The sequence below is a fragment of the Billgrantia sp. Q4P2 genome (genome assembly GCF_052806135.1).
Map to the genome: position 1 here is coordinate 93512 of NZ_JBRBAI010000009.1, position 15586 is coordinate 109097.

The 15586-nt window shown below is 65.6% G+C and carries 17 protein-coding genes; 12 read left to right on the plus strand and 5 right to left on the minus strand.

Going from position 1 to position 15586, the window contains the following annotated elements; translation table 11 throughout:
- Nucleotides 1–14: 14 nt before the first annotated feature.
- Nucleotides 15–632: a TetR/AcrR family transcriptional regulator gene (locus ACUY1T_RS16090; RefSeq protein ID WP_446024507.1), complete on the minus strand. Its 618-nt coding sequence runs from the start codon at nucleotides 630–632 to the stop codon at nucleotides 15–17.
- A 46-nt stretch (nucleotides 633–678) separates the two neighbouring features.
- Here ACUY1T_RS16090 and ACUY1T_RS16095 point away from each other — a divergent pair, with 46 nt between their 5' ends.
- Nucleotides 679–2223, plus strand: coding sequence for an efflux transporter outer membrane subunit (locus ACUY1T_RS16095; RefSeq protein WP_446024509.1), 1545 nt, complete (start codon nucleotides 679–681; stop codon nucleotides 2221–2223).
- Entirely contained in the window at nucleotides 2220–2771 is a 552-nt protein-coding gene (locus ACUY1T_RS16100; protein WP_446024511.1) for a PaaI family thioesterase, read from the plus strand. The genes ACUY1T_RS16095 and ACUY1T_RS16100 overlap by 4 nt, the downstream gene beginning before the upstream one ends.
- A gap of 45 nt (nucleotides 2772–2816) precedes the next feature.
- Here ACUY1T_RS16100 and ACUY1T_RS16105 read toward each other — a convergent pair whose 3' ends face one another.
- The 3 genes from ACUY1T_RS16105 to ACUY1T_RS16115 all read right to left on the minus strand — a co-directional run bounded on the left by ACUY1T_RS16105 (nucleotide 2817) and on the right by ACUY1T_RS16115 (nucleotide 5486).
- The gene (locus tag ACUY1T_RS16105) at nucleotides 2817–3773 is read right to left on the minus strand and encodes an AEC family transporter (protein ID WP_446024513.1); all 957 of its coding nucleotides are present in this window, start codon (nucleotides 3771–3773) and stop codon (nucleotides 2817–2819) included.
- A gap of 75 nt (nucleotides 3774–3848) precedes the next feature.
- Nucleotides 3849–4628 (minus strand): IclR family transcriptional regulator, encoded by a 780-nt coding sequence (locus ACUY1T_RS16110; RefSeq protein WP_446024515.1) that lies wholly within the window; start codon nucleotides 4626–4628, stop codon nucleotides 3849–3851.
- Nucleotides 4629–4700: 72 nt separating this feature from the next.
- The gene (locus ACUY1T_RS16115; RefSeq protein WP_446024516.1) at nucleotides 4701–5486 is read right to left on the minus strand and encodes an IclR family transcriptional regulator domain-containing protein; all 786 of its coding nucleotides are present in this window, start codon (nucleotides 5484–5486) and stop codon (nucleotides 4701–4703) included.
- 172 nt (nucleotides 5487–5658) lie between these two features.
- Between ACUY1T_RS16115 and ACUY1T_RS16120 the strand changes: the two genes are divergently transcribed.
- The 8 genes from ACUY1T_RS16120 (at nucleotide 5659) to pcaG (ending at nucleotide 13808) form a co-directional block, all read left to right on the plus strand.
- On the plus strand, nucleotides 5659–7002 hold the full coding sequence (locus ACUY1T_RS16120) for a class-II fumarase/aspartase family protein (protein WP_446024518.1): 1344 nt from the start codon (nucleotides 5659–5661) through the stop codon (nucleotides 7000–7002).
- Nucleotides 7003–7177: 175 nt separating this feature from the next.
- Nucleotides 7178–8008, plus strand: coding sequence for a CoA transferase subunit A (locus ACUY1T_RS16125; protein ID WP_446024520.1), 831 nt, complete (start codon nucleotides 7178–7180; stop codon nucleotides 8006–8008).
- Nucleotides 8008–8781: a CoA-transferase subunit beta gene (locus tag ACUY1T_RS16130; RefSeq protein WP_446024522.1), complete on the plus strand. Its 774-nt coding sequence runs from the start codon at nucleotides 8008–8010 to the stop codon at nucleotides 8779–8781. The genes ACUY1T_RS16125 and ACUY1T_RS16130 overlap by 1 nt, the downstream gene beginning before the upstream one ends.
- Before the next feature lie 13 nt (nucleotides 8782–8794).
- Complete coding sequence (gene pcaF / locus ACUY1T_RS16135) at nucleotides 8795–9997, plus strand: 3-oxoadipyl-CoA thiolase (RefSeq protein WP_446024524.1); 1203 nt, start codon at nucleotides 8795–8797, stop codon at nucleotides 9995–9997.
- Nucleotides 9998–10051: 54 nt separating this feature from the next.
- A complete protein-coding gene (locus tag ACUY1T_RS16140; RefSeq protein ID WP_446024526.1) occupies nucleotides 10052–11248 on the plus strand; it encodes an alpha/beta fold hydrolase in 1197 nt (398 codons plus the stop codon).
- 88 nt (nucleotides 11249–11336) lie between these two features.
- On the plus strand, nucleotides 11337–12278 hold the full coding sequence (pcaQ, locus tag ACUY1T_RS16145) for a pca operon transcription factor PcaQ (RefSeq protein ID WP_446024528.1): 942 nt from the start codon (nucleotides 11337–11339) through the stop codon (nucleotides 12276–12278).
- A 125-nt stretch (nucleotides 12279–12403) separates the two neighbouring features.
- Complete coding sequence (gene pcaH, locus ACUY1T_RS16150; protein ID WP_446024530.1) at nucleotides 12404–13144, plus strand: protocatechuate 3,4-dioxygenase subunit beta; 741 nt, start codon at nucleotides 12404–12406, stop codon at nucleotides 13142–13144.
- 31 nt (nucleotides 13145–13175) lie between these two features.
- Nucleotides 13176–13808, plus strand: coding sequence for a protocatechuate 3,4-dioxygenase subunit alpha (gene pcaG / locus ACUY1T_RS16155; protein ID WP_446024531.1), 633 nt, complete (start codon nucleotides 13176–13178; stop codon nucleotides 13806–13808).
- 310 nt (nucleotides 13809–14118) lie between these two features.
- Here pcaG and ACUY1T_RS16160 read toward each other — a convergent pair whose 3' ends face one another.
- A complete protein-coding gene (locus ACUY1T_RS16160; RefSeq protein WP_446024533.1) occupies nucleotides 14119–14469 on the minus strand; it encodes a winged helix-turn-helix transcriptional regulator in 351 nt (116 codons plus the stop codon).
- A gap of 105 nt (nucleotides 14470–14574) precedes the next feature.
- Here ACUY1T_RS16160 and ACUY1T_RS16165 point away from each other — a divergent pair, with 105 nt between their 5' ends.
- Nucleotides 14575–15321: an SDR family NAD(P)-dependent oxidoreductase gene (locus ACUY1T_RS16165; protein ID WP_434232716.1), complete on the plus strand. Its 747-nt coding sequence runs from the start codon at nucleotides 14575–14577 to the stop codon at nucleotides 15319–15321.
- Nucleotides 15322–15339: 18 nt separating this feature from the next.
- On the plus strand, nucleotides 15340–15585 hold the full coding sequence (locus ACUY1T_RS16170) for a glutathione binding-like protein (protein WP_446024677.1): 246 nt from the start codon (nucleotides 15340–15342) through the stop codon (nucleotides 15583–15585).
- The last annotated feature ends 1 nt before the right edge of the window (nucleotide 15586 follow it).

The window sequence follows — 15586 nt, forward strand, 5'->3', positions numbered from 1 at the left end:
GGTTCGCTAGGCCACTAGGGAGCCAGGCTGCGCAGCACCAGGTTCGACAGCTGCACCGGCGCCTCCTCGACGAGATCGAGGTTGTACTGGAGCAGGAGCGGATTCACGTAGGGTTGAATGACCAGGAAGATCGCTTTCACCGTCTCGTCCAGCGGCGTCTTGCGCTCGAACTCGCCGCTTTCGCGCCCCTCGCGGACGATCTCCATCAGGATCTGTTCGATGCGCTCACCGTAGGCGCGGGCAGACGGCCAGCCCTCGCCGGCCGAGTGCGCGGCAATGTCGTACAGCTTGCGATCATTGAAGAACAGGCTCACACCAGTCGATACCAAACTTTTGAACATTCTGCGGAATTTTTCCGTTGCCGTGGGCGCGTCGGCCACGGCCTCTTCGACCGCCACGATGATGGCGCTCAAGGTCTTGGCGCAGATGGCCTCGCCGATGGCCTGCTTGGAATCGAAGAACTTGTAGATGTAAGCCTTGGAAAAACCGATTGATTTGGCCAGGTCGGAGACCGTGGTCTTGTCGTAACCGTAGTGGCTGAAGTGCCCTTCGGCGGCCTCCACGATCTGCTCGCGAACACTGTGATCGGCAGGGCCGCGCGATTGGGGGGCGGAAGACGCGTTTTCACTCATGAGACACCACACCTCGATATTTTGGGTTTGACAGCTAGTGACTATATTGGACTATAGTCACTTCAACAAATTCCACCCCCTGGAGACTCCCATGCTTGCCCGCCCCCGCTCTCTCGCCCTTCTGCTGAGTGTCAGCGTCTTGACGGGCTGCGCAGTCGGCCCGGACTACCGGCCGCCTGAAACTGCCCTATCGGCTCGCTTCATCGGGCAGGAGAGCGTCGAGCAGCGGGAAGTCCAGAGCCAGGCGGAGCTCCAGGTCTGGTGGGCCGCCTTCGACGATCCCTTGCTGGCGCGCTTCGTCAGCCTCGCCCTCGAGCAGAATCTGGACATCGCGCAAGCGGCGGCCCGTGTCGCCCAATCGCGTGCCTCGCTGCGCCAGGCCGATGCCGCACTGCTGCCATCGGCCAACGTGAGCGCTCACGGTGCGGAAGTATACCAGTCGGTCGAGACCCCGCTGGGGCAGGTGCTGTCTGCCACGCCCGATTTCGATCGCAGCGGCAGTGCCTACGAGGCCAACCTCGAGGCGGGCTGGGAGGTCGACATGTTCGGCGGCCTGCGGCGAGGATGGGAAGCCGCGCGCGCGGAGTACGCGGTATCCGAAGCTGGCGCCGTCGCGACACGACTGGCCGTGGCCGCGCACACGGCGGATGTGTACGTCACGATCCGAGGCTTGCAAGCGCGCCTCGCGATCGCCAGGCAACAGGCCGAGACCCGTCGCCAACTGCTCGACACGATCAGGTTCCAGTACGAGCAGGGGATCGCTGCCGAGCTGCAGATGCACCAGGCCGAGGGTTCGCTCGCTCAGGTCGAGGCGCAGATTCCCGTCCTGGAGGCGGGCCTCGACGTGGCAATGAACGCGCTGGATGTGCTGCTTGGCGTGCCGCCTGGGACCTACCGCGCCGACTTGCGCCCGGCGGCATCGATCCCGGTCGCGCCGGGCCTGGCCGAGACCGGCACCCCGGCCGAGATGATTCGGCGCCGGCCGGATCTCATCGTGGCCGAGCGGCGTCTCGCTGCAGCGAACGCACGCATTGGCGTGGCGATGTCGGAGTACTATCCCAAGCTCTCGCTCGGCGCCCTGCTGGGCAGCGCCACCACGATCTCGAGCGGCAACCTCTTCTCTGGCGATGCCAGCCAGGCCCAGGGCGTCCTCGGGCTGCGCTGGCGCCTGTTCGACTTCGGCCGCGTCGAGGCGCAGATCGCCGCCGCGCGCGGCCAGGAAGCCGAAGCGCTCGCGGCCTACCGGCTGGCCGTGCTGCGGGCGACCGAGGAGGTAGAGAGCGCCTTTTCCGCCCTCGTCAAACGCGAGGCCCAGGTCGGCATTTTGGCGCAGGGTGAAGCCTCACTCGCCCGTGCCCGCGAGAACTCGCTTGCCGCCTACGAAGGTGGCGTCGTCAGCCTGATCGAAGTGCTCAATGCCGACGGCAACCTGCTGCAGGTGCGTGACGCCAAGGCCCAGGCGCAAACCGAAGCGGCGCGCGCCGCCATTGCTTCCTTCCGGGCATTGGGGGGCGGGTGGGATGCACCGCATGCAAGTACCAATCGCCTCTACAGCGACCTCTCCATCACCGTCGACGGGGATGCGAAATGACCACAACCGACGCGATGAATTCCGAAGAAACGCTCGCTCGCTGGCAGGCCGAGGAAGCGGCCGTGCGTGCCCGTCTTCAGACCGTTCCCGGTGTGGCGTCGCCTGATCAGGTCGCCGGCCGCAGTGGATTGCAAATACTCGAAGCGATCCTTGCCGGCGAGCTGCCGCTCCCCCCGATGGTCGCCACGCTCGACTGCGTTCCTGTGCGCATCGAGCCTGGGCGTGCGGTATTCCAGGGACGGCCGGGCTCCAGATACTACAACCCGATGGGTACGGTACACGGCGGCTGGTTTGCGACCATGCTCGACACGGCGATGGGATGCGCCGTCCATTCGACATTGCCGCCTGGTAAGACGTACACGACCCTGGAGCTGAAGTTCAATATCATCCGGGCCCTCACCGAGGCGGTACCGCGGGTTCGCGCGGAAGGTCGGCTGGTTCACGGTGGCCGCCGAATGGCGGTGGCGGAAGGCCAGCTCTACGGACCAGACGGCAAGCTTTACGCCCTTGCGAGTACGACCTGTCTGATTCTCGATCAGGCTTCATAAGGATCGCTCATGTTGAAACGTCCCTCCGGTTCACTCGACGCATTGCTAACCAGTGGTCAACAGACCAGAGACATCCATTAACCAGATGCCCGCACTCAGGGTCACGAAAGCCGTCAACGTGCTCATCATCAGCGCGGCAGCGCTGACGCCGGCCATGCCATAGCGCTGGCCGAGCAGCGGATAGATGCTGATCATCGGCGCACTGGCGAACAGCAGTGCCCCGGCCAGCAGGGTGGGGTCCGCCGTTGGCATCAGCAGGAATAGGCCAAGCACCGCGAGGGGATGCAGGATCAGCTTGCCGACGACGATCTGGCCGACATCCTTCACCATGCCGCGGACCTGGAGTCCGAACAGGGTGCCGCCGATGACGAACAGTGCCGCCGGGCCGGCGGCACTGGCGAGCATGTCGACTACCTGCGCCAGGGGGCCTGGCAGGGAAGTGTCCGTCACGGCCAGCGCCAGGCCTGCCGCCAGGCCGATCAGGATGGGGTTGCGCACCAGGCGTACCAAGGTCTTGCGGGCTACCGTGACGATGCCGGCGCCGCTCTGGCGGCCTGCCTCGGCCAGGATCAGGGCTGCCGGAATGATCAACAGGTTTTCGATCACCATGTTCAAGGCCATGAGGACAGCTGCCGGCGAGCTGCCGAGTACCATGGCGGCAACCGGATAACCGATGAAGCCACTGTTGGAGGCGGACATGCCCAGGGCATGCATGGCGCCCTCGCTGAGCGGCTTGCGCTGCAGTCCCAGGGTCAGTAGCAGGGCAAACGTGAATACCGCCACCGAGCCCAGGCCATAGGCCAGCAGGTAGGGCGTATGAAGCACCTGGTCGAGAGGGTTTTGCGTCAGGGCACGAATGATCAAGGCCGGCAGGGCGAAGTAGAGCACGAAGGTGGCCACGCCCTGAAGCTGCTCACGATTCACCAGCCGGGTGCCCATGGCCAGGTAGCCGGCACCGATCAGCAGGAAGATCGGTGTGGTAATGGCGAGTATCTCGAGCATGCGGGCCTCCGTGCCAAGGCAGCCACGACCGTGCCGGGCGCTATCCCGGCCAGCCGCTTTTAGAAAGAGGAAAAATCAGGTGAAGAGGCGCGAGGAGGGCGTGGCCTGGGAGAGCTCTTCGGCGGCGGTCACCAGGGCGGGGCCAAGTTCCTTCACACGCTGCTCGTCGAGCCGCACGCTGGGGCCGGCGATGCTCAGTACCCCTTGGGGATGGCGATCCAAGGGGTGACGCACCAGTGCGGCCATAGCGGCGGTACCGGGCCCCATGCTGTCGTGCGTCCAGCTGTAGCCGCGCTGCCGCGTCTGCTGCAGATGCTCGAGCAGGGCTTCCTTACTGCGTGGGGCGTTGGGTCCCAGCGGGTGGTCGGTTTCCATGCCCTGGGTGTCGACCAGCGCCAAGGCCTCCTCGTCGCTCAGGGCCGCCAGCCAGGCATGACCGCTGGCGGTGCAGAACAACGGCGCTTCCTTGCCCATGTCGGGGTCATAACGCAGACCGCTGCGGGCGCCCTGGGCCTTGGCGATCCAGGTCAGGCGGTTGCCTTCGATTACCGACAGGCGCACCAGCTCACCGCTCTGTTCGGCCAGGCGGTCGAGCACCGGTTGGACGATATCGCTGGCGCCGGTGCTGGAGAGATAGCGCAAGCTGAGTGCCACCAATCGGGTCGTGAGCTGATAGCGCTGGCTGGCTGGATCTTGACGCACATGGCCCAGGCGGATCAGCTCGTGGCAGATACGGTGAGCCGCGCTCTTGGGAATACCCAGGCGCTCCGCAACAATCAGCAGCGGCAGGCCGTCGGCATCTTCAGAAAGAGCTTCAAGCACCCCGAGGGTGCGTTCGATCAGACTGCCCGCCATGATGATATCTCGCTGGCTAAATAGGCTATTCTAGAATCGTGTTCAAGAAAAGTCATGCCGCCTGTCACGCCTTCAACTGATAGTGGTGCGGATATCCCGGGCCTTCTGCTGCAACAGCGGCAGATACTCCTTCATCAGGGTGTCGAGATCCACCCGCGCGGCGTTGGTGCTGATGTTGATCGCACCTAGCAGCTTGCCGTTGGCGTCGAAGGCCGGCACGGCCAGCGAGCGCAGCCCCGAGTCCAGTTCCTGGTCGGCGATGGCGTAGCCCTGCTGGCGCACCTTGAGGATGCACTTCTTGAGCGCGGCCTTGTCGGTCACGGTCTTGTCGGTGTAGCGCTCCAGCGTGACCCGTTCCAGGAAGGCATCCAGTTCGGCATCGGGAAGCTGGGCCAGCAGCGCCCGCCCCATCGAGGTATGGGCGGCAGGCAGCCGGGTGCCGACGGAGAGGGTGATGGCCATCAGCCGGTGGCGGGCCGAGGAGCGCGCCACGTAGGTGACCTCGTCGCCGTCGAGCACGCCCAGGGAAGAGGATTCGCCGCTCTCGGCGGTGATGTCCTCCAATACCTGCTGGATCACGCTACGATAGTTGTTGGCGGAGAGAAACGCATAGCCGAGCTGCAGCACCCGCGGGGCCAGCTCGAAGTTACGGCCTTGCTTGCGCACGTAGCCAAGGGCGTGCAGCGTGAGCAGGAAGCGCCGGGCGCGGGCACGGTTCATGCCGGTGCGGCTGGCGACCTCGCTCAGCGTCATGCGCGAGTGGGTCTCGTCGAAGGCCAGGATGACCTCCAGACCGCTGGCCAGGGCGGTGACGAAGTCCCGGTCGTCCGGGCTGAGTACCTCTTCCTCGGGTGTCATTTCTTTCCCGTCTTGTCCTTGGTGAGTTGCTCCAGCGGAGCCCTTCAATCTAGCATAGTGTTCGTTTTGCGAACATATGTACGACCATGGGCTAAGCTAGGACCTGAGCCTGGGTCTTGAGACTGAGTCTTGAGACTGAGCATGAGCCAGCCCTTCCTAAGGAGAGCATGATATGCCTGACGCCCTGCTTCGGCACCCTTTCATGAGCCAAACGGCATTGGCAGAGTGTCATGACCAGGCCATGGTCCAGGCCATGCTCGCCTTCGAATTGGCCTTGGCCGACGTGCAGGAAGCTCGAGGCGGTGTGCCCGAGGGCACCAGTGCCGAGATGCGCCGCTGCCTGGAAAACCACGCCTTCGACATGGCAGCCGTCGCCGCCGGCGTGGCCAGCGGCGGCAACGCGGCCATTCCCTTCGTCAAGCAGGCGCGCAGCGCCTTGCCCGGTGAGCTCAGGCGCTATTTCCACCAGGGTGCCACCAGCCAGGACGTGATCGACTCGGCCTTGATGCTGTTGCTGAAGCCGCGCCTGGCCGCCCTGGACGGCCTGCTGGTGCGGTGTCGTCTGGCCGCGCTCGAACTGATGAGTGCCCATGAAGGAACGGTCATGGTGGGGCGCACCCTGATGCAGCAGGCGTTGCCGTTCACCTTCGGCGTCAAGGTGGCGCACTGGGCCATCGGCCTGGAGCAGGCACGTCGCCGCCTGGCCGCGGTCGAGCTGCCGGTGCAGTTCGGCGGCGCCGTGGGCGTGCACTCTGGCTTGGACGAGCCGGGACTGGACGAGCTGGGCCTCGATTTCATGGATGCCCTGGCGCAGCGCCTCGGCCTGAGTGCCCCGGTGCTTCCTTGGCACACCGACCGCCAGCCGATCCATGCCCTGGGCACGGCGCTGGACGCGGCGGCAGTGGCGGCGGAAAAACTGGCGCTCGACATTTCGCTGCTGACCCAGACCGAGGTGGGCGAGGTGGCGGAGCCTTTCGCCCCGGGCATGGGCGAGTCCTCCTCCATGCCGCACAAGCGCAACCCGGTGCGTTGCGCCATGATCCGCGGCGCGGCTCGACAGATCCACGGCCTGGTCACGGTATTGCTCAATGCGAATGCTCAGCCCCTGGAGCGGGGGCTGGGCGAGTGGCACGCCGAGTGGACGCCGCTGGTCGATAGCGCCCTGCTGCTGGAAGGGGCGCTGGAGCAGGCCGCCACGCTGCTCGAAGGGCTCGAGGTGAATCCCGAAGCAATGCGCCGCAACCTGGCGGCTACCGGCGGCGGCATCATGGCGGAACCGGTATCGCGCCTGCTCGCGCCGGTGCTGGGCCAGGACGCGGCCAAGCGGGTCAGCGCCGAAGCCGCCGAGACGGCGCGCCTCAAGGGCATTCCCTACGCCGAGGCGCTCGAAGCGCATGCCCAGGTAAAGGGCAAGCTGGAGGCCGAGGCGCTGCGCCAGGCGACGGATCCCGCTTTATACCTTGGTAGTAGCAAGGCTCAGGTGCGGCGTGCCATTGCCTGGCTTCAGCGGAAGTGATTCGCTGACTAATCATTGCCTTGCATGATTCGAGCAAGGGGAGGCCCAGCCTCCCCTTGTGTTTTTTCTGGCGCAGCGAATTTGACGACGAAGTGGCAGGGAGGTAACTTGTTCGCATCACAAAACAAAGTTCGCTATTCGAACGTGTTTGAGAGCATCCGCCAGGAGGACGACCATGGCCGAGTTCCTGAGCCTGCATGACGCGGTGGCATGTTACGTCGAAGACGGCGCCACCGTGGCCATGGAGGGCTTCACCCACCTGATTCCCTTCGCCGCCGGTCACGAAGTGATTCGTCAGCGCAAGCGGGATTTGACCTTGATCCGCATGACGCCCGACCTGGTCTACGACCAGATAATCGGTGCCGGCTGCGCCAAAAAGGTGATCTTCTCCTGGGGCGGCAACCCTGGCGTGGGCTCGCTGCATCGCCTGCGCGATGCGGTGGAGAAGGGCTGGCCGCACAAGGTCGAGATCCTTGAACACAGCCACGCCGCCATGGCCTGCGCCTTCGAGGCTGGCGCTGCCGGGCTGCCGCTGGCCGTGCTGCGCGGCTACGTGGGTAGCGAGCTGCCCAGCGTCAACGACCAGATCAAGTTCATCGAGTGCCCGTTCACCGGTGAGCGCCTGGCTGCGGTGCCCTCGGTGCGCCCAGACGTTTCCATCGTCCACGCGCAGAAGGCCGACCGCGCCGGTAACGTGCTGGTGGAAGGCATCATCGGCGTGCAGAAGGAAGCCGTGCTGGCGGCCAGGAAGAGCATCGTCACCGTCGAGGAGATCGTCGACGACCTGACCTCCGAGCCGGACTATCACCCCAACGCCTGCATCATCCCCGGCTGGGCGATCAGCGCTGTCGCCGTGGCCGAGAAGGGTTCCTACCCCTCCTACGCCCACGGCTACTACCCGCGCGACAACCGCTTCTACAAGGAGTGGGACGCCATCGCCCGCGACCGCGACACCTTTACCCGGTGGATCGAAGAGAACGTCATGAACGCAGGGGGGAACGCCTGATGAGCATCGAGTACACCTCGGCGGAAATGATGAGCGTCACCGCCGCACGCGCTCTGGAAAACGGCATGACCTGCTTCGTCGGTATCGGCCTGCCCTCGGAGGCGGCCAACCTGGCGCGCCTGACCCACGCCCCCGACGTAGTGCTGATCTACGAATCCGGCACCCTGCAGACCAAGCCCGAGGTGCTGCCGCTTTCTATCGGCGACGGTGAGTTATGCGAATCGGCGCTGACCACCGTCTCGGTGCCCGAGATGTTCCGCTACTGGCTGCAGGGCGGCAAGGTCAGCGTCGGTTTCCTCGGTACCGCGCAGATCGACCGCTTCGCCAACCTCAATACCACCCTGATCGGCGACTACCATGACCCCAAAGTGCGCCTGCCTGGCGGCGGCGGAGCGCCGGAGATCGCCACCAACGCCGGCGAAGTCTTCATTACCCTGAAGCACTCCAAGCGCGCCTTCGTGAAGGACGTCGACTTCATCACCACCCTGGGCTTCGGCCGCGATGGTAAGGGCCGCGACGGCGTGCCCAATATCGGCAAGGGGCCGACCCGTGTGATCACCGACCTGTGCGTGATGAAGCCCGACCCCGAGACCAAGGAGCTGGTGGTCGTCTCGCTGCACCCGAACGTCTCCCGCGAGGACGTGATCGAGGCCACTGGTTGGGAGATCCGCTTCGCCGACACGCTCGAAACCACGCCGGAGCCCAGCGCCCACGAACTCGAGATCCTGCGCGAATTGAAGGCCAGGACCGAGCGCAAGCACGCGGGCGAATGAACCAGGAGTCCTTATGACCGACGTATACCTGTGCCATCCGCGGCGCACCGCCATCGGCCGCTTCGGCGGCACCCTGGCCAGCGTGCGCCCCGACGACTTTGCCGCCACCATCTTCAAGGCGGTGCTGAATGATGCGCCGCAGCTCGATCCGGCGGCCATCGAAGAGGTCTTCATGGGCTGTGCCAACCAGGCCGGCGAGGACAACCGCAACGTGGCGCGCATGTCGGCGCTGCTGGCGGGCCTGCCCACCTCCGTGCCCGGCACCACCATGAACCGCCTGTGCGGCTCCGGCATGGACGCGGTAGGCACCGCCTTCCGTGCCATCAAGGCCGGCGAGATGGAGCTGGCGCTGGCCGGCGGCGTGGAGTCCATGTCCCGCGCGCCCTATGTGCTGGGCAAGGCCGACAGCGCCTTTTCCCGCGGCCAAAAGATCGAGGACACCACCATCGGCTGGCGCTTCGTCAATCCGCTGATGAAGAAGGCCTACGGCATCGACTCAATGCCGGAGACCGCCGAGAACGTCGCCGAGCAGTTCAACATCTCCCGCGAAGACCAGGACGCCTTTGCCCTGCGTTCGCAGCAGAAGGCCGCCGCCGCGCAGAAGGCGGGCCGCTTCGCCATCGAGATCACGCCGATCGAGATTCCCCGGCGCAAGCAGGAGCCGCTGGTGTTCGACACCGACGAGCACCCGCGCGAGACCACCCTGGAGAAGCTGGCCGGGTTGCCGACGCCGTTCCGCGAGGGCGGCAGCATCACCGCAGGCAACGCCTCCGGCGTCAACGACGGCGCCGCCGCCATGCTGGTGGCAAGCCAGGCCGCAGTGGAGCAGCATGGCCTCAAGCCGATGGCCCGTATCCTCGGCATGGCCACGGCCGGCGTCGAGCCCCGCATCATGGGCTACGGCCCGGTGCCGGCGGTACGCAAGCTGCTCGAGCGCACCGGCGTGTCGATGGACGAGATCGACGTGTTCGAGTTCAACGAGGCCTTCGCCGCCCAGGCACTTGCCTGCACGCGGGATCTCGGCCTCGCCGACGACGACCCGCGGGTCAACCCCAACGGTGGCGCCATCGCCTTGGGCCACCCGCTGGGCATGTCCGGCGCCCGCCTGCTGATGACCGCCGCTCACGAATTGCAACGCAGCGGCAAGCGCTATGCGCTGTGCACCATGTGCGTGGGTGTGGGGCAGGGCATCGCGACCCTGATAGAAAAGGCGTAATTTTCCAATCAGGCGCCGAGCCATGATTCGACGTCTGAAAATGGGAGGGTGTTTATGGCGTTTCTCGAGATCGACGGCCGCAGCGTCGCCTATCGCCTGCTCGGCCCCGAGGCGCTGCCGCTGGTGGTGCTGGCGCATCCGCTGGGCATGACCCAGGCGGTATGGGACGACCTGCTACCGGCGCTGCTGCCGCGCTACCGCGTGCTGACCTGGGACCTGCCCGGCCACGGCGCCAGCCAGGCCTGGCCGGAGGCAGGTGGCGAAATCACGCCGGCGGCGCTGGCCCGCGAGGCCCTGGCGCTGGCGGAGCATGCCGGCGCCTCGCGCTTCCACTTCGTCGGAACCTCCATCGGCGGCGTGGTCGGCCAGCAGTTGATCGCCGAGCACGCCGAGCGGCTCTACTCCGCCACTCTGACCAATACCGGCGCCGTGATCGGCAACAGCGAGCTGTGGACCACCCGCGCCGGCCGCGTGCGCGACGAGGGGCTTTCGGCCATGTCCGGCGAGATCGTGCCGCGCTGGTTCTCGGCCCAGCGGTTTGCCGCCGAACCCGCCCTGGAAGCCGGCTGGCGTACCCAGATGTCACGTACCGACGGTGAATCCTACGCCCGGCTGTGCGAGATGCTCGGCCGCACCGACTTCCGCGGCAAGCTGAAGGGGCCGCTGGCGCAGCATCCGAACGTCAGCGTGCACCTGCTCGGCGGCAGCGACGACGTGGCCACGCCGCCCGAGACCCTGCAGGCGCTGGCGGCCGAATGCGGCGGCGCGCCGCTGGAAATTCTTGAAGGCTTCGCCCACGTGCCCTCGGTCGAAGGCCCCGCCGCCATGGCTAAGCGGCTGCTGCTGTGGATGGCCGCCGATCGCGAAGATGTCGGCGAGCATGGCGTGAGCTACGCCGCGGGCCTCGAGACCCGCAAGCAGGTGCTGGGTGAGGCGCACGTCGCCCGCGCCAGCGAGAATGCCAACAGTCTCGACGCCCCCTTCCAGCAGATGATCACCCGGTTGGCCTGGGGCGAGCTATGGAGCAACGACGACCTCACCCGGCGCGAACGCAGCCTGATCACCACTGGTATCCTGGCCGCGCTGGGTCGCGAGGAACTCACGCTGCACCTCAAGACCGCCAAGCGCATCGGCCTCAGCGAAGCGGAGCTGCGCCAGGTGTTGATGCACGTGGCGATCTACGCCGGCGTGCCGGCAGCGAACCATGCGTTTGCACTTGCCAAGGAGCTGGGCTGGGGGGAGAAGGGCTGACCCGGGCGGTTCGCCGCTGGCGCGTCGCTGGTGTATCGTCTGAGCGAAATCCGGCGATGACCGGCATCGCAATACCGAGGAGAGTCGCTTGCTCAACGCCCGCATCAAGCTGCGCCATCTGCAGGCCTTCCTCGAAGTGGCCCGCCAGCGCAGCTTCGCCCGGGCCGCCGAGCGGTTGGCGATCACCCAGCCGGGCATCTCCAAGACCATTCGTGAGCTTGAAGAGAGCCTCGGCGCGGCGCTGTTCGAACGCACACCCCAAGGCGTGGCGCTGACCCAGGCGGGCCTGACCCTGCTGCGCCATGCCGGGCCGGCCATGCGTGCGCTGGAAGAAGGCGTGGCCGCCGTCGGCGATATCCACCGCGGCGACCGCTGGTTACGCGTGGGCGCACTCTCCACGGTGGAGAGCCAACTGCTGCCCGAGGCCATCCGCCGCTGGCACGCCGAGCCCGACGGGCAGAACGACGTGGGCGTGAACGTGGTAACCGGCTCCAGCGCCTTCCTGCTCTCGCGCCTGCGCCGCGGCGAACTCGATCTGGTGGTGGGGCGCATGACCGAGGCGCGCGAGATTCGCGACCTGGCCTTCGAGCACCTCTACTACGAGCCGCTGCTGCTCAGTGTGCGCAGCGGCCATCCGCTGGCCGGCGTCTCCCCGCTCGATCCCGCCCGGCTGGGCGACTTCCCCTGGGTGCTGCCGCCACCCCAGACCACCCTTCGCCAGCAGGTCGAAAGCTTCTGCGTGCGCCATTCGCTTGCGCTGATGAGCCAGCGGCTGGAAACGCTTTCGCTGCCCATCAGCCGGCGCTACACCCTGGAGAGCGACGCCATCTGGGTCGCCCCCGAGGAAGCCATCGCCGAGGACCTGGCGGCAGGGCTACTGTGTCGGCTAGCCGTCGACCTGGAAGCCCAGGGCGGTTCCGTGGGGCTCTGCTTCAATGCCAGCATGCCATCCTCGCTGGCGCTGGAAACCTTCTGCGAGGTGTTGCGCGAGGCCAGCGTCGGGCGCGGCTCGAGCAGCCGTGCAAGGTAGCCATCGTAGCGGCAGCGCAGCATAACCCAGCGGTTATGGGGCCTGCCCGAGTCGTCAATTGGCGCACCTGCGACAAGGCGCCACACTGGGCGAGACAAGACCACTCTCCCCAAGAGACGACCACCATGCAAGATCACAACAAGCGCTTCGTAGAGCGCGACCGCAACTGGCACCCCCCGGCCTACGCCCCCGGCTACAAGACCAGCGTGGCCCGCTCGCCGCAACAGGCGCTGGTCAGCATGCAGCAGCCCAGCGTCTCCGAGCTTTCCGGCCCCGACTTCCGCCACCTGCGCATGGGGCCGCACGACAACGACCTGCTGCTCAACTATCGTGAAGACCCCGCGTTGGCAGGGGCGGTTGGCCTGCCGGTAGGGGAGCGCATCGTCATGTTCGGTCGCGTCGTCGACCAGTTCGGCAAGCCGGTACCGCACACCCTGGTGGAGATGTGGCAGGCCAATGCCGGCGGCCGCTACCGCCACAAGAAGGACGGCTACCTTGCCCCGCTCGATCCCGGCTTCGGCGGCGTGGGCCGCACCCTGACCGACGAACAGGGCTGGTACCGCTTCCGCACCATCAAGCCCGGCCCCTACCCCTGGCCCAACGACCCCAACAGCTGGCGCCCCTCGCACATCCACGTCTCGGTGATGGGCCCCTCGATCTCCACCCGCCTGATTACCCAGATGTACTTCGAAGGCGACCCGCTGATTCCGCTGTGCCCCATCGTCAACACCATCAAGGATCCGGCCGCGGTCGAGACCATGGTCGGACGCCTCGACATGGCGCGCAGCAAGCCCATGGACTGCCTGGCCTACCGCTTCGACCTGGTGGTGCGCGGCGAGCTCCAAACCTTCTTTGAAAACCAGTAAGCGGGTTCGAGAACCAGCAAGGGGCAACCAGATGAAACAGCCGAATTCCCAACCCTGCAGCGAGCTGATGCTGCGCGAGACTGCCTCCCAGACCGCCGGGCCCTACGTGCACATCGGCCTGGCCCTTCACGTGGCCGGCCTACCCGAGCGAGACGAGGAGATCTGGAGCCGGATGGCCAGTCCCGAGGCTGAGGGCGAGCACATCGAGGTGGTCGGTACGGTGATCGACGGCAACGGCGACCTGGTGCGCGACGCCCTGCTCGAGGCCTGGCAGGCCGACAGCAAGGGTCGATACCAGCCCGAGTTCGACCTGAAGAAGCCGTTCAACAGCTTCGGGCGTACCGCCACCACTGCCGACGAGGGTAGCGAGTGGTCGCTGACCACCATCAAGCCCGGCCCGGTAGCTCACCCCAACGGCCAGCCCATGGCGCCGCACATCAACCTCGCGATCTTCGCCCGCGGCGTGAACATCCAGTTGCAGACCCGCCTCTACTTCGAGGACGAAGCCGAAGCCAACGCCGCTTGTCCAGTGCTCTCCCGCATCGAATCGCCGACCCGCCGCCAGACCCTCATCGCCAAGCGCGAAGAGGCCGGCGGCAAGGTGCGCTACCGCCTCGACATCAGGCTGCAGGGCGAAGGCGAGACGGTGTTTTTCGATTTTTGATCCGCCACTACCGCAGAGAATCTGGCCGAAGAGGGCCGCAAGACACCGAGAGCCGGCGCACGTGCCGGCACTCGGTTTTCGTGAGTGGCTTGTGTGAGCCTTCTTTACGCCTATTCGTAAGCCTCAGATCTGGTACCCCCGGACACGTTCAGCACGGCGCCGCTGAGGTAGTCCGCTACCCCAGGGAAACCCACACGGCTGGCGATACCCGAGCCGATGAAGATGATGCGTCTACCTCCCGAGATCCTGCAGAGCCGGCCGTCGGGATTGAGCATCACCTCGACGGTCGCGGGGTCTTCGCGCAGGCGGGCTATCGCGGTACCGGGCGCCGTGACATAAGGTGCTCAACCTCAGTCATATGTTCCGTTCCCCAGGCGCAGAGCGGCTTCAAGGCTTCGGCGAGGGTCTGGCCGAACGCAGTGAGGGAATACTCGACTTTCGGCGGAATTTCCTTGAAGTCGAGCCGGTCGACGATTCCATCAGCCTCCAATTCCTTGAGTTGCTGAATGAGCATCTTGTCACTGACATTGCCGATGGCGCGCCTCAGGTCGCCATAACGCCGCGCTTGGTGGGCGAGGTGGAACAGGATCAAAGGTTTCCACTTGCCACCGATGACAGCCAACGCAGCGTCCAGCCCGCAGTTAAAACCAGATGTTGTCATTTCGCATGCTCCAGTTGGTACTTACCAAAAGGTGCATACTTTAATAAAGGAAAGCAAGCCTCTACTCTCTATCTCGAAGCGGTTATCATTTTCCAGGAGATCGAGATGGGCAGGCTTGAAGGTAAAATCGCCGTCATAACCGGCGGCAACAGCGGCATCGGTCTGGCGACGGCCAAACGGTTTGTGGCAGAAGGTGCCGAGGTTTTCATTACCGGCCGTCGTCAGGAGGAACTGGACAGGGCGGTGGAGACGATCGGCTCCGGAGTGACCGCGGTGCAGGGCGACGTTTCGCGTCTGGACGACCTTGATCGGCTGTTCGCGACGGTGCGTGCGAAGAGCGGACGAATAGACATTCTTTTCGCCAATGCCGGGCTTGGAAAGCTAGCTCCGCTTGGCACCATCGACGAGGCGTCGTTCGATTTGACCTTCGACGTCAATGTCAAAGGAACGCTATTCACGGTGCAAAAGGCTCTGCCGCTTATGCAGGCCGGTGGATCCATCATCCTCACCGGTTCGACCACCGGCTCGACGGGAACGCCTGCGTTCAGCGTCTACAGCGCGACCAAGGCTGCAATTCGCAATTTTGCCCGAAGCTGGGCGCTGGACCTGAAAGGGACAGGCATCCGCGTAAACGTGCTCTCTCCCGGCGCCACCGAGACACCCGGCCTCAAGGGCTTGGCAAATGCCGGCGAGGAAGATGCGTTGCTGGAGGGCTTTGTCTCGCAGATACCTCTCGGTCGTATCGGGCATCCCAAGGAGACGGCAGCGGTGGCGCTCTTTCTTGCCTCGGACGAAAGCAGCTTCATGACCGGTAGCGAGGTCTTCGCTGACGGCGGGGCCGCACAAGTCTGATGGCCGCTCAAATCCGACCTGGCCAGGCAGGAGTGCAGGGAAATGCTGACGGTGCTTGGGCGCCACCTGCAGGAGCGCGAGTGCCTCGTCGGCGACCGGCTCAGCGTCGCCGACTTCAACGCCGCCTATGTCATGGCCGTGCTGCACGACATGGCGGTGCAGGCCAAGGCCGGCTTCAGCCGCGACATGCTGGAGGCTATTGCCACCCAGGCGCTTTCCACGTGGCCGAGTAGCGATTCCCAAGCTTCGGTCAAGTCATCCTGAG

Bases quoted from the DNA above. Each gene is read 5' to 3' on its own strand.
- ACUY1T_RS16090 (WP_446024507.1), bottom strand. From the start codon at position 632: ATGAGTGAAAACGCGTCTTCCGCCCCCCAATCGCGCGGCCCTGCCGAT.
- ACUY1T_RS16100 (WP_446024511.1), top strand. From the start codon at position 2,220: ATGACCACAACCGACGCGATGAATTCCGAAGAAACGCTCGCTCGCTGG.
- ACUY1T_RS16105 (WP_446024513.1), bottom strand. From the start codon at position 3,773: ATGCTCGAGATACTCGCCATTACCACACCGATCTTCCTGCTGATCGGT.
- ACUY1T_RS16110 (WP_446024515.1), bottom strand. From the start codon at position 4,628: ATGGCGGGCAGTCTGATCGAACGCACCCTCGGGGTGCTTGAAGCTCTT.
- ACUY1T_RS16115 (WP_446024516.1), bottom strand. From the start codon at position 5,486: ATGACACCCGAGGAAGAGGTACTCAGCCCGGACGACCGGGACTTCGTC.
- ACUY1T_RS16120 (WP_446024518.1), top strand. From the start codon at position 5,659: ATGCCTGACGCCCTGCTTCGGCACCCTTTCATGAGCCAAACGGCATTG.
- ACUY1T_RS16125 (WP_446024520.1), top strand. From the start codon at position 7,178: ATGGCCGAGTTCCTGAGCCTGCATGACGCGGTGGCATGTTACGTCGAA.
- ACUY1T_RS16130 (WP_446024522.1), top strand. From the start codon at position 8,008: ATGAGCATCGAGTACACCTCGGCGGAAATGATGAGCGTCACCGCCGCA.
- pcaF (WP_446024524.1), top strand. From the start codon at position 8,795: ATGACCGACGTATACCTGTGCCATCCGCGGCGCACCGCCATCGGCCGC.
- ACUY1T_RS16140 (WP_446024526.1), top strand. From the start codon at position 10,052: ATGGCGTTTCTCGAGATCGACGGCCGCAGCGTCGCCTATCGCCTGCTC.
- pcaH (WP_446024530.1), top strand. From the start codon at position 12,404: ATGCAAGATCACAACAAGCGCTTCGTAGAGCGCGACCGCAACTGGCAC.
- pcaG (WP_446024531.1), top strand. From the start codon at position 13,176: ATGAAACAGCCGAATTCCCAACCCTGCAGCGAGCTGATGCTGCGCGAG.
- ACUY1T_RS16160 (WP_446024533.1), bottom strand. From the start codon at position 14,469: ATGACAACATCTGGTTTTAACTGCGGGCTGGACGCTGCGTTGGCTGTC.
- ACUY1T_RS16165 (WP_434232716.1), top strand. From the start codon at position 14,575: ATGGGCAGGCTTGAAGGTAAAATCGCCGTCATAACCGGCGGCAACAGC.